The organism is Mesorhizobium sp. M4B.F.Ca.ET.017.02.2.1, from assembly GCF_003998955.1.
Classification (GTDB): domain Bacteria; phylum Pseudomonadota; class Alphaproteobacteria; order Rhizobiales; family Rhizobiaceae; genus Mesorhizobium; species Mesorhizobium abyssinicae.
This window is the reverse complement of the sequence record NZ_RZOF01000195.1, coordinates 1-11,812: the sequence shown is the minus strand read 5'-3', so window position 1 is coordinate 11,812 and position 11,812 is coordinate 1. Positions and strand designations below refer to the sequence as shown.

The following is an 11,812-nucleotide window of genomic DNA, read 5'->3' as shown; positions in this document are numbered from 1 at the left end:
GGCCTGGACCCCGGGGTCCAGCGTGCATGCCTCGCTGGCCAGCGAGATCGGTCTCAGGATCGTGCGCGGCGACTATCCGCCCGGCACCATCCTGCCGAACGAAGCCAAATGGTCGGAGACCTTCAACGTCAGCCGCTCGGCGGTGCGCGAAGCGATCAAGATGCTGATGGCGAAGAGCCTTTTGGCGTCGCGCCCCAAGATCGGCAGCTGGGTCGAACCGAAAGAGCGCTGGAACCTGCTCGATCGCGATGTGCTGGCCTGGTACGCGACGGCGCCGGATCGCGAACTGTTCCTGAAGACGGTGCAGGAGTTCCGCCACATCATCGAACCGGAAGCCAGCGCCTTCGCCGCCATGCGCAGGAGCGAGGAGCAGATGGCGGAGATCAGCCAGGCCTGCCGAGAGATGGGGGCTGCCACCAACCTTCAGGAGCGCACGCGCGCCGACACGCGCTTCCACCTCGCCATCCTGCGCGCCTCCGGCAACGAGCTTCTGGTGCCGCTTGGCGTGCTGATCGAATCGGCGCTCGACCATCTGTTCGTCTTCGTCACGCGCGAGCACAGCGACCAGCGGCGGGCGCAGTCGCTGCACGAGGCCATCGAGAAGAGCATCCGCCTCAAACGCCCGGCCGCTGCCAGAAACGCCGTGCACAGGCTGCTCGCCAACACCGACGAGGTCATCCAGCGGTCGCGACGGTGACGCGACGTCCGTCTTCCATGGCCCGGAGCCGTTCAGCTCCAGAATCAGCATTCCGCTCTAAGCGTTTGTTTTACCGAGGCCGGACGGGCGACCGGTACCATTTTTCCTGGGTCGCGCTCAGATCTTTTGCTTCACGCCGTCCTTCGACGGCATCAGGTCGACGCCGTTGACCTTGCCGATATGGGTCGCCAGCATCGGCACGAACTGCTCGGCCGGGCCGGCGGCGAAGGCGCCGGCGAAGGAGTTCTTGGTGGCGTTGCCGAGCGGGTTGGCGATGCCGGCGGCGCCCGCCATGGACTCCAGATAGGTGAGGTCCTTGAAGGCGTTGGCGATGGAGAATTTATGCGCGTCGCGGTCGCCCTCAAGCGTCCAGCGCATGAAGGTCTGATAGAAGGGGCAGTCCATGCGGCCGTTGCGGATGACGCTGTCGAAGCGCGACGGCGAGATGCCGACCTTCTCGGCCAGCGCCAGTGCCTCGGAATAGATCGCGGCGTAGCCCAGCGAGATGAAATTGTTGAGCAATTTCATGCGGTGGCCATCGCCGGTGTCGCCGATATGGACGATACGGCCGGCCCAGGTCTCGATCACCGGCTTCACCCTGTTGAAAACCGGGTCGGGCGCGCCGACCATGGCGTCAAGCGTGCCTTCCCAGGCCTCCTTCGGCGTGCGGCTGAGCGGCGCGTCGACATAGTCGACGCCGAGCGCCTTGAGTTCGGCCGCCAGCGCCACCGTCGAGACCGGGTCGGAGGTCGAGCAATCGACGACCACGGCGCCTTGCTTCAGCCCTTCCTTCAGGCCGCCGGGGCCGCGAATGATGGCTTCGACCTCGCGCGAGCCGGTGACGCAGATGAAGACGATGTCGGATGATGCCGCCACCTCGCGTGACGTCGCCGCTTCTGTGGCGCCGCGGCCAGCCAGGTCCTCCGCCGGTTTGCGGTTCTTGCGACCGAGGAAGGTCAACGGATAGCCCTTGTCGACGATGTTCTTGGCGATGCCGTGCCCCATCAGGCCCAGGCCGATGAAGCCGATTTTTTCGCGCGCAGCGGTGGTGGTCATGTCGTTCCGTCCTGTCTGGGGATTATCGATAATTTCGCCGTTGTTCTTGCCGCATATGGTTGCGGAATGCAATATTGTCTGACAATACACGGCAATATCGAGCGATGTGGAGAGCGAAATGACGAAGCGGATCATGTTCACCGGCGGCAGCGGCAAGGCAGGGCGGCACGTCGTGCAGTATCTGGTCGATCATGGCTGCCAGGTGCTCAACATCGACACCAAGCCGCTCGACAATCCGAAAGTGCGCACGTTGATCACCGACATCACCGACAGCGGTCAGGTGTTCAACGCGCTGTCGAGCTATATGGGCCTGCACGAGTTCGATCCGTCGCTGCGTCCGCAGCCGGTCGACTCCGTTGTGCATTTCGCCGCCATCCCGCGCATCATGATCACGCCCGACAACGAGGTGTTCCGTATCAACGCGATGGGCACCTACAATGTCGTCGAGGCGGCGGTGAAACTCGGCATCCGCAAGGTGGTGGTTGCGTCCAGCGAGACGACCTACGGCCTGGTCTTCGCCAACGAGCCGCGCGATCCCAATTATTTCCCGCTCGACGAGGAGTACGACGTCGATCCAATGGACAGCTACGCGCTGTCCAAGATCGTCAACGAAAAGACGGCGCGCGCCTTCGCGCAGCGCAACGGCACCGACATCTACGCCTTGCGCATCGGCAACGTCATCGAGCCGCATGAGTATTCGCTGTTCCCGAAATGGTTCGCCGATCCGGGCTTCCGCAAGCGGATCGCCTGGAGCTATGTCGACGCCCGCGACCTTGGCCAGATCACGCTCCGCGCCATCGAGAAGGACGGGCTCGGCTATCAGGTGTTCAACGCCGCCAACGACGACACCTCGTCCGACCTGCCGACAGCGGAACTCCTGAAGCGGTTCTATCCGAACGTGCCGGTCAAGGCGGAGCTCGGCGAATACGAGACGCTGCTCTCCAACCGCAAGGCGCGCGACCTGCTCGGCTTCCGTCCGGAGCACAGCTGGCGCAAATACGTCAAAACGGCCTGATGGGGCGCAAAGCCGTGGCTGATCTGTGCACAGCCGCCGGCTTTGCGCTCCATCAGCCTTGCCGTGCTTGACAGGGTCCGAAATCCGGACTTTCTGGGGCAGATGCGGAACGGGAAGCCGAACAAGGAAAAATCACCGGAGCAGGCGGCGTCCGCCGAGCGCCAGGCCGCCATTCGCCGAGCCGATGCGCCGCGCATTCCGGGATCGAGCGTGCATGCTTCGCTGGCCAGCGAGATCGGCCTTCGGATTGTGCGCGGCGACTATCCGCCGGGCACCATCCTGCCCAACGAGGCCAAATGGTCGGAGACCTTCGACGTCAGCCGTTCGGCCGTGCGCGAGGCGATCAAGATGCTGATGGCCAAGAGCCTTTTGGCATCGCGTCCGAAGATCGGCAGCTGGGTGGAGCCGAAAGAGCGCTGGAACCTGCTCGATCGCGACGTGCTTGCCTGGTACGCGACCTCGCCCGACCGCGAGGTGTTCCTGAAGACGGTGCAGGAATTCCGCCATATCATCGAGCCGGAGGCGACGGCTTTCGCCGCGATGCGGCGTACCGAAGAACAGATGGCCGAGATCAGCCAGGCCTGCCGCGAGATGGGCGAGGCGCCGACGCTGCAGGAGCGGACGCGCGCCGACACGCGCTTCCACCTCGCCATTCTCAGGGCATCGGGCAACGACTTGCTGGTGCCGCTCGGCGTGCTGATCGAATCCGCGTTCGACCATCTGTTCAGCTACACGACGCGAGAGGTCGACGACCTGCAGCATGCGCAGAAGCTGCATGAGGCGATCGAGAAGAACATCCGGCTGCAGCGGCCGGACGCGGCGCGCGCCGCGGTGCGCAAGCTGCTCGCCAACACCGACGACGTCATTAGATCAAGATAGACGACGCGACCCGAGCGAAATCAATCGTCTTGCTCGCGGCCGAAAGCGGCGCGCAGCTCGTCCTTGGCCTTCTCCAGCACTCGCTTGCGTTCCGCCGGCAGGTTGCTGCCGGCACGGTTGATGTAGAAGTTCAGCATCGACATGGCGGACTGGAACGGCTCGGCCTTGCGCCGGTCGCTGTGCTCGGCCGATCGCTTGAGCGAGGCGGCGATCTTCCTGGCATCGTCGGATTCGAAGACATGCTCCTCGAGATCCATCGCGTTGCTGTGCCCGGTCACTTCGGCCGACCATTTTCGTTTCGCGGTCATGGCAGCACTCCTTTCATGACGGAAACTCAGCGCGGAGATGTCTGTTCCCGCGGGATCCTTGCTTCTGGAGCGACGGATTTGCCTGTCGTGGCGCTGCTCGATGCCCGCCGATGCGCCGAATAGTGGAGCCGAACCGCTCGATCCCGAAAACACCGCGGACAGGAAACGCCTTGGCCACCACCTTCTCCAGCCGCGCCCAGAGCCCAGGCATCGACAGCGCCTATGCCTGGATCCGGCTCGCCATCTCGGTGGTTCTGGCGACGATCGGCGGTGTCGGCATGTGGGCGGTGGTCGTGGTGCTGCCGGCGGTGCAGGCGGAGTTCGGCGTCGATCGTGCCGCGGCCTCGATGCCTTATACCGCGACCATGGTCGGCTTTGCCGCCGGCAATGTGCTGGTCGGCCGCGCCATCGACCGGGTGGGCTACTGGATCCCGGCGCTGGTTTCCGCGACGGCGCTCGGCGCCGGTTTCCTGCTCGCCTCGCTCACCAGTTCGATCCTCGGCTTCACCCTGGTCCAGGGACTTCTGATCGGCGTCGGGACGTCGGCGATCTTCGGCCCGCTGATCGCCGACATCTCGCATTGGTTCAACCGACGCCGCGGCGTCGCGGTGACGGTGGCGGCATCGGGCAATTACCTCGCCGGGGCGGTCTGGCCCTTCGTCATGCCGACGATCATGCGGGCGGAAGGCTGGCGCTTCACCTACGCGGCGATCGGCGTCGTCTGCCTGCTCACAATGGTGCCGCTGGTGCTGATGCTGCGGCGCGGCGCTCCGCATGAAGCGATGGCCGGCACTGCCGGCGGCCGTCCGGTGCGGCCGATCTCGCTTTCGCCGTCGGCGCTGCAGCTTCTGCTGGTCGTCGCCGGCTTCGGCTGCTGCATGGCGATGTCGATGCCGCAGGTGCACATCGTCGCCTATTGCATGGACCTCGGCTATGGCATGGCGCATGGCGCCGACATGCTGTCGATCATGCTGGCGGCGGGCGTCGCCAGCCGCATCGGCTCGGGCTTCCTTGCCGATCGCATCGGCGCGGTGAGGACGCTGCTGATCGGCTCGGTGCTGCAATGCCTGTCGCTGCTGTTCTACATCCCCTTCGACGGGCTTGCCTCGCTCTATGTCGTGTCGCTGGTCTTCGGCCTGTCGCAAGGCGGCATCGTGCCCTGCTATGCGATCATCATACGCGACTACATGCCGGCAAGGGAGGCCGGCCAGCGCGTCGGCATCGTCATGATGGCCACCATCTTCGGCATGGCGGTCGGCGGCTGGATGTCGGGCTGGATCTATGATCTCACCGGCTCCTATGCCGCCGCCTTCCTCAACGGCATCGCCTGGAACCTGGTGAATCTGGCGGCCATCCTCCTGCTGATGTGGAAGGCGCGGCGCAGCGCCATGGCGATGGCCTGACGGCGGGCCGCGGGGTCCCGCCTGCTTGACAAGGGCGGCAGGCTGCGCGACGCCAGAATGGCGCGGCGAGGGATTGGCATGGCGATACCGACAAAGACCATCGTTTCGCGGCCCAGCCTGGGAGATGGCGGGGCGTCGAGGGCAGGGCGGTGACCAAGCCGCGCTCGCGCCGCGGCGGCGGCCGTCCGACCATCGCCGACGTGGCGCGCAAGGCCGGCGTCGGCGCGATCACCGTATCGCGGGCGCTGCGCGAACCGGGGCGGGTTTCGGAAGAGCTGCGCCGCCAGATCCAGGCCGCCGTCGACGAGCTCGGCTACGTTCCCGATCCGAACGCAAGGGCGCTGGCCTCGGCCCGCGCCGAGGTGTTCGGCGTACTGGTGCCGTCGCTCACCAACAACGTCTTCGCCGAGGTCGTGCGCGGCATCTATGACAGCCTGTCGGACAGTCCCTTCCGCATCCAGCTCGGCAACACCCATTATTCCGGCCTCGAAGAGGAGCGCCTCCTGCAGGTGTTCGCGCCGCAACGTCCGGCGGCTTTGATCGTGGCCGGCATCGACCAGACGCCAACCTCGCGCCGCCTGCTGGAGACGGCCGGCTGCCCGGTGGTTCAGGTCATGGAGACCGGTCCCGATCCGGTCGACATGCTGGTCGGCTTTTCGCATTTCGACGGCGGCCGGGCGGCGACCGAGCACCTGATCGAGGCGGGCTACCGGCGGGTCGGCTTCATCGGCGCCCGCATGGACCCGCGCTCGCAGCGGCGCCTGGCCGGCTATCGCGCCGCCATGGAAGCGGCGGGCCTGTTCGACCCGCGGCTGGTGACCACCACGCCACTGCTGTCCAGCGTGACGCTCGGTCGCGAGCTTCTTCGCGATGCGTTGGCCAAGATGCCGTCGCTCGACGCGGTTTTCTGCAACAATGACGATATCGCGCTTGGCGTCCTGTTCGAATGCCATCGCGCCGCTATCGAAGTTCCCAAGACCATCGGCATCGTCGGCTTCAACGATCTCGACATGATGCAGGCGGCGTTTCCGTCGGTCACCAGCATCCGCACCCATCGCTATGAAATCGGCCGCCAGGCAGTCGCCATGGCGCTGGCGGCGATCGCGGGGGAGAGGCCGCGACAGCGTGTTGTCGACCTCGGCTTCGAGCTGATGCGGCGCGAGAGCACAGCACGGTGAAACACGCAGAAGCGACTGTGCAAATGCCGGTTTACACTGCGCAATGGTAGCGCTACCAGTTGTTTCGCGCGAAAATTCAAAGCAAGATCGAGGTCTGTTTATTATATATAAGCGACAGCTCATGCTTGTTTATTATATATAATATGCTAGCTTTGTTTTCTCCTTGAGGGAGATGGAGGAGGGGCATCGGGTGGCAAACCGCCACCCTGAAAGGCGTCATGGGCAAGGCTGGAGGGCCTTCCCAGATGTGGATAGGCGCCAGAACCACGCAGCATCAAGCAGAACTGCAACCGGGAGGAATATCAATGATCAAGTCACTTGTTGGTGGCATCGTTGCCGCCACTGCATTCGTCATGCTGAGCTCATCGGCGATCGCCGAGCCGGAAGTCGTCAAGGGGCCGGCAGCCGAGCCGGATTGCTTCGCGCCGTGGGCGGCCGACACCCAGTTCTTCAAATTCCCCAAGAAGGATGGCCCGTACCGCATCGCGCTCGCCAACGGCTATATCGCCAACACCTGGCGCATCCAGATGATCCAGACGGCCAAGGCCTATGCCGCGCAGAAGGACGTCGCGGCAAAGCTGAAGGAATTCAAGGTCGTATCGACCGGCGAGGATGTCCCGGCGCAGATTTCGGCGATCAACAACTTCATCGATTCCGGCTTTGATGCGATCGTCGTCAATGCCCAGAACCCGACGGCCTTCGGGCCGGTGATCAAGCGCGCCAAGGAAGCCGGCGTCGTCCTTGTCGCCTTCGACAACATCCTCGACACCAAGGATGCCATCAACGTCAATGTCGACCAGAAGGGCCTCGGAGAACTGTGGGCCAAGTGGCTGATCAGCCATATACCCGATGGCGGCAAGATCCTTGAAGTACGCGGTGTTGCCGGTACCTCGGTCGACACCGATCGCCACAATGGCATCCATGAGGTCCTGGACGCTTCGGGCAAGAAGTGGGACGTCACCGAAGTCGCCGGCAAATGGGATGATCCGACAGCGCAGAAGGTCACCGCCGACGCCATCGCCACCAACGGTCCGTTCGTCGGCATCACCGGCCAGGGCGGCGACACCGGCATCGTGCAGGCGATGATCGATGCAAAGCATGCTTTCGTGCCGTTCGGCGGCGAGACCGAAAATGGCTTCCGCAAGTTCTGCGCGGCGCACGCCGCCGATGGCCTGAAGTGCTCGTCTGCCGGCACCGGCCCCGCCCAGGTGGCGGTCGCGATCAAGACGGCGATCTCGGCGCTCGAGGGCAACGTCGTGCCGCAATCGGTGAAACTGCCGCTGGCGATCGTCGAGGATCCGAACTTCAAGGAAGGCCAGGACTACTTCCCCGATCAGTCCGACAATTTCTTCGTCGGCAATTCCTTCCCGACCTGCGGGATCAATTTCACCGCGCAGGAAATCATGGGCCAGACCAAGGAAAACAAGTAGTCTGACCGGCCGGAGCGGCGGGCATCTCCCGCGGCTCCGGCTGCTTGCCACCTGTCGACAGCAAATTGCCTCGGAGGGCTGATGGACGGCGCGGTTCCGCTCTTTAGCATGCAAGGCATATCCAAACGCTATGGCGGCGTGCGGGCTCTGGAAAAGGCGGAGCTGTCCGTCACGGCGGGCAGCATCCATGCCATTCTCGGCGAAAACGGCGCCGGCAAGTCGACACTGATCAAGGTGATGGCCGGCGTCGTGGCGCCCGATGAGGGCCGTATGCTGCTCGACGGAAGCGAGGTGAGTTTCGCCTCGCCGGCGGCGGCCAACCGGGCGGGGATCGTCTGCATTTTCCAGGAGCTGTCGCTGATCCCCGAGCTCAGCGTCGCCGACAACATCGTCATTTCCGATCCGCCGAAGCGTTTCGGCCTGATCGACCGCAAGGCGCAGCGCCGTATCGCCGAAGAGGCGCTCGCCCGCGCCGGTGCTTCCGACATCCACCCGCTGGCGCTGGTGAAGGACCTTCCACTTTCAAGAAGGCAGATGGTCGAGATCGCCAAGGCGTTGGCCCGCAAGCCGCGCATCCTGATCCTCGACGAGGCGACCTCGGCGCTGACCGCGACCGACGTCGCCAAGATCTTCGGCGTGCTGAAGCGGCTGCGGGAAGAGGGGCTGGCGCTGCTCTACATCTCGCACCGGATGAACGAGATCGCCGAGCTTGCCGACCAGTGCACCGTCTTCCGCAACGGCCGCAACGTCGCCAGCTACGCGGCCGGCTCGAAGAGTGACAGCGAGGTCGTCGAACTGATGATCGGACGCGAATACAGCCACATCTTCCCGCCGAAGCCGGCGCGGCACGGTGCCGCCGTCCCGGTGCTGGAGGCGCGCAACCTGTGCTGGACCGACCGGCTGGACAATGTCTCGCTCACCGTCGGGGCGGGCGAGGTCGTCGGCCTCGGCGGCCTCGACGGCCAGGGCCAGCGGGAGTTGCTGCTTGCCTTCTTCGGCGTGCTGCGCGGCCTTGCCGGCGAGATACTGGTCGATGGCAAGGCGGTTTCCATCGCCAGTCCCTCAGCCGCGCGCGACGGCCGCATCGGCATGGCGCTCATCCCCGAGGACCGCAAGACCGAGGGGCTCATGCTGCCGATGACGGTGCGCGAGAACCTTTCCTTCGCGGCGCTCGACCGGCTGTCGAAGGCCGGCGTCATCGACCGCGCGACCGAGCAGCGGCTGATCGACGACATGGTGGAGCTGCTCGCGATCAAGACCGCCGGCCTCGACATTCCGGTCGGCGCGCTGTCGGGCGGCAACCAGCAGAAGGTCGTCATCGCCAAATGGCTGATGCGGCAGCCGCGCATCGTCTTGCTCAACGACCCGACACGCGGCATCGATGTCGGCACCAAGCAGGAACTCTACCAACTGATGCGCAAGCTCGCCGACGCCGGGGCCGCGATCCTGTTCTATTCGACCGACTATGACGAACTGATCGGCTGCTGCGACCGGGTGCTGGTGCTCTATGACGGGGCGGTCAAGCGCGAGCTGGTCGGTGCCGAGATCACCGAGCATGCGCTGATCGCCAGCGCGCTCAACATCCACGGCGAGGGCGCCGGTCCGCTGCAGGGAGAGGGCGCATGAAGGGGATCGTAGCGTGAAGGATTGGCGTTACTGGCTGGCCGAGCAACGCGGAACGTTGCTCGCACTCGGTATCTTCGTCGCCATGTTCGCGATCTACAGCGCGAACCATCCGGCCGGCTTTACCGCCAATGTCGTGCAGACGGCCGCCAACAAAGGCGTGCTGCTTGCCTTCGTCGCCATGGCGCAGACACTGGTGGTGATCACCGCCGGCATCGACCTTTCGGTCGGCATGATCTTCACGCTGACCAATTGCCTGGCTTCCTGGCTGGTGATCGGCACCGGCCTCGAGACCGCCTTCGGCGTCATCGCCGTGCTCGGCACCGGGCTCGTCTGCGGCGCCATCAACGGCGCCATCGTCATCTATGGACGGCTGCAGCCGATCGTCGCCACCATCGCCACCGGTGCCGTCTATTTCGGCCTCGCGCTGCTGCTGCGGCCGTTTCCCGGCGGTTCGGTCAATGAGGATCTTGCCGACGCCCTCACCGGGCGGCTGTTCGGCCTGGTCCCGGCGAGCCTGGTCGCGCTGGCGGTCGTTGTGCTGATCGTGTGGGTGCCGTTCAGCCGCTCGGAGCTTGGCCGCGCGGCCTACGCCGCCGGCTCCTCGGAAACCGCCGCCTACATGTCGGGCGTGCCGATCCGGCGCGGAAAATTCGTCGCCTACACGCTTGCCGGGCTGCTGGCCGCGATCGGCGGGCTGTTCCTGACCTTCTTCACCTATACGGGCGACGCCGCCTATGCCAGCGGCAACGCCTACACGCTGTTTTCGATCGCCGCCGTGGTGCTCGGCGGCGTCTCGCTGTTCGGCGGCAAGGGCAGCGCGCTCGGCGCGATCTTCGGCGCGCTGGCCTTCCGCACCATCGGCGACCTGCTCTTCGTCTTCGACCTCGACCCGCTCTGGCAGCCGCTGTTCCAGGGCGTTATCCTGCTGATCGCGGTCAGCCTCGGCGCCTTCGCCCTGTTCAGGGTCCGCAACCGGCTGGAGTGGTTCCTGTGAGCGATACGACCCTCATCGGCGGCATTGCCGGGCGCATGCCGAAATTCCTTCGCCGCGCCGATCCGGCCGTCGTCACCGCCTTCGCCTGCATCGTGCTGCTCCTGCTTGTCGGCAGCCTCTATTCGCGCAGCTTCCTGTCGCCGGAATATCTGCTGCAGCAGCTCAAGGTGGCATCGTTCCTCGGCGTCATCGCCACCGGCATGATGCTGGTCATCCTGCTCGGCCAGATCGACCTGTCGGTGCCATGGTCGGTGGCGGTCGGCGCCATGATGGCGTGCGCGGCCGCGGCTTACGGGCCGCTCGGGTCGGTGCTCGCCATCCCGTTCGGCATTGTCTGCGGCATCGCGATCGGCGTCGTCAACGGCATCGGCGTCGCGTACCTGCGCATCCCCTCGATGATCATCACGCTGGCCACCAATGCCGTCGCGCAAGGGCTGATGGTGGTCTACACGGGAGGCTTCTCGCCGCAGGATTCGGCAACGCCGGCGATGCGCTATCTGGCGACCGGCTTTGCCATTCCGGCGGTGCCCAACGCCGTCATCATCTGGGCGCTGATCGGAGCGGCCATGGTCTTCCTGCTGACCCGCACCGGATTCGGCCGCGCCGTCTACGGCATCGGTAACCGGGAGCGCGCCGCCTATCTTTCGGGCATCGACACACGCCGCGTGGTGATGGTCGCCTTCGCGGTTTCTGGCGGACTCTCGGCCTTTGGCGGCGTGCTTTTGGCCGGTTACGCTTCGAAGGCGGCGCAGTCGATGGGCGATGCCTATCTGTTGCCGTCGATCGCTGCTGTTGTGCTCGGCGGCACCTCGATCCTTGGCGGACGCGGTTCCTATCTGGGCACCGTCGCAGGCGTCATCCTGATCACGCTTCTGCAGTCCATCCTCTCGGTCATGCAGATGCCGGAGGCAGGGCGGCAGATCGTCTACGGCGTGGTCATCGTCGTCATGCTCCTGCTCTACGGCCGGGCGCCGGCGAGCCGCTGACCGTGACCGAAAAAGCTGGACCGCTGCCGAGCGAGGCACGGACGAGCGACGCCCGACCGCCACTGGCCATCGTGGCGATGGGGGTGGCCGGCTGTGGCAAGTCCGCAGTCGGCGAGTCGCTGGCGGCGGCGCTGGGTGCGGCATTCGTCGAGGGCGACAGGCTGCATCCGCCCGAGAACGTGGCGCGCATGGCAAGCGGTGAGCCGCTCACCGACGAATTGCGCGCCGGCTGGCTGGATG

The 11,812-nt window shown here is 65.3% G+C and carries 12 protein-coding genes; 10 read left to right on the top strand and 2 right to left on the bottom strand.

Annotated features, from left to right (window positions below; translation table 11 throughout):
- The coding region (locus EN738_RS21465) for a FadR/GntR family transcriptional regulator (RefSeq protein ID WP_145966894.1) at positions 1 to 697 on the top strand (697 nt) is incomplete at its 5' end.
- A 117-nt stretch (positions 698 to 814) separates the two neighbouring features.
- On the opposite strand, the gene EN738_RS21460 is transcribed toward EN738_RS21465, so the two are convergent.
- A complete protein-coding gene (locus tag EN738_RS21460) occupies positions 815 to 1,753 on the bottom strand; it encodes an NAD(P)-dependent oxidoreductase (RefSeq protein ID WP_127285465.1) in 939 nt (312 codons plus the stop codon).
- A 118-nt stretch (positions 1,754 to 1,871) separates the two neighbouring features.
- Here EN738_RS21460 and EN738_RS21455 point away from each other — a divergent pair, with 118 nt between their 5' ends.
- Positions 1,872 to 2,768 (top strand): NAD(P)-dependent oxidoreductase, encoded by an 897-nt coding sequence (locus EN738_RS21455; RefSeq protein ID WP_127285464.1) that lies wholly within the window; start codon positions 1,872 to 1,874, stop codon positions 2,766 to 2,768.
- 102 nt (positions 2,769 to 2,870) lie between these two features.
- The gene (locus EN738_RS21450) at positions 2,871 to 3,647 is read left to right on the top strand and encodes a FadR/GntR family transcriptional regulator (RefSeq protein WP_127285463.1); all 777 of its coding nucleotides are present in this window, start codon (positions 2,871 to 2,873) and stop codon (positions 3,645 to 3,647) included.
- A gap of 20 nt (positions 3,648 to 3,667) precedes the next feature.
- On the opposite strand, the gene EN738_RS21445 is transcribed toward EN738_RS21450, so the two are convergent.
- Complete coding sequence (locus EN738_RS21445; RefSeq protein WP_127285462.1) at positions 3,668 to 3,955, bottom strand: DUF3175 domain-containing protein; 288 nt, start codon at positions 3,953 to 3,955, stop codon at positions 3,668 to 3,670.
- Between the two features lie 170 nt (positions 3,956 to 4,125).
- On the opposite strand from EN738_RS21445, the gene EN738_RS21440 reads away from it, so the two are divergent.
- The 7 genes from EN738_RS21440 to EN738_RS21410 form a co-directional block, all read left to right on the top strand.
- Complete coding sequence (locus tag EN738_RS21440) at positions 4,126 to 5,358, top strand: MFS transporter (RefSeq protein ID WP_127285461.1); 1,233 nt, start codon at positions 4,126 to 4,128, stop codon at positions 5,356 to 5,358.
- Between the two features lie 149 nt (positions 5,359 to 5,507).
- Positions 5,508 to 6,536, top strand: coding sequence for a LacI family DNA-binding transcriptional regulator (locus tag EN738_RS21435; protein ID WP_127285460.1), 1,029 nt, complete (start codon positions 5,508 to 5,510; stop codon positions 6,534 to 6,536).
- A 305-nt stretch (positions 6,537 to 6,841) separates the two neighbouring features.
- Complete coding sequence (locus EN738_RS21430) at positions 6,842 to 7,966, top strand: sugar ABC transporter substrate-binding protein (protein ID WP_127285459.1); 1,125 nt, start codon at positions 6,842 to 6,844, stop codon at positions 7,964 to 7,966.
- A gap of 81 nt (positions 7,967 to 8,047) precedes the next feature.
- Complete coding sequence (locus tag EN738_RS21425; protein WP_127285458.1) at positions 8,048 to 9,592, top strand: sugar ABC transporter ATP-binding protein; 1,545 nt, start codon at positions 8,048 to 8,050, stop codon at positions 9,590 to 9,592.
- A gap of 13 nt (positions 9,593 to 9,605) precedes the next feature.
- Positions 9,606 to 10,586 (top strand): ABC transporter permease, encoded by a 981-nt coding sequence (locus EN738_RS21420; RefSeq protein ID WP_127285457.1) that lies wholly within the window; start codon positions 9,606 to 9,608, stop codon positions 10,584 to 10,586.
- Positions 10,583 to 11,572, top strand: coding sequence for an ABC transporter permease (locus tag EN738_RS21415; RefSeq protein ID WP_127285456.1), 990 nt, complete (start codon positions 10,583 to 10,585; stop codon positions 11,570 to 11,572). Before EN738_RS21420 ends, EN738_RS21415 begins: the two co-directional genes overlap by 4 nt.
- Positions 11,573 to 11,649: 77 nt before the next feature.
- On the top strand, positions 11,650 to 11,812 hold a 163-nt coding region (locus tag EN738_RS21410), incomplete at its 3' end, for a shikimate kinase (protein WP_281034317.1).

What these genes read in the sequence shown, in the direction of transcription:
- EN738_RS21450 (WP_127285463.1), top strand. Translation starts at nt 2,871, where the DNA reads ATGCGGAACGGGAAGCCGAACAAGGAAAAATCACCGGAGCAGGCGGCG.
- EN738_RS21430 (WP_127285459.1), top strand. Translation starts at nt 6,842, where the DNA reads ATGATCAAGTCACTTGTTGGTGGCATCGTTGCCGCCACTGCATTCGTC.
- EN738_RS21445 (WP_127285462.1), bottom strand. Translation starts at nt 3,955, where the DNA reads ATGACCGCGAAACGAAAATGGTCGGCCGAAGTGACCGGGCACAGCAAC.
- EN738_RS21425 (WP_127285458.1), top strand. Translation starts at nt 8,048, where the DNA reads ATGGACGGCGCGGTTCCGCTCTTTAGCATGCAAGGCATATCCAAACGC.
- EN738_RS21455 (WP_127285464.1), top strand. Translation starts at nt 1,872, where the DNA reads ATGACGAAGCGGATCATGTTCACCGGCGGCAGCGGCAAGGCAGGGCGG.
- EN738_RS21460 (WP_127285465.1), bottom strand. Translation starts at nt 1,753, where the DNA reads ATGACCACCACCGCTGCGCGCGAAAAAATCGGCTTCATCGGCCTGGGC.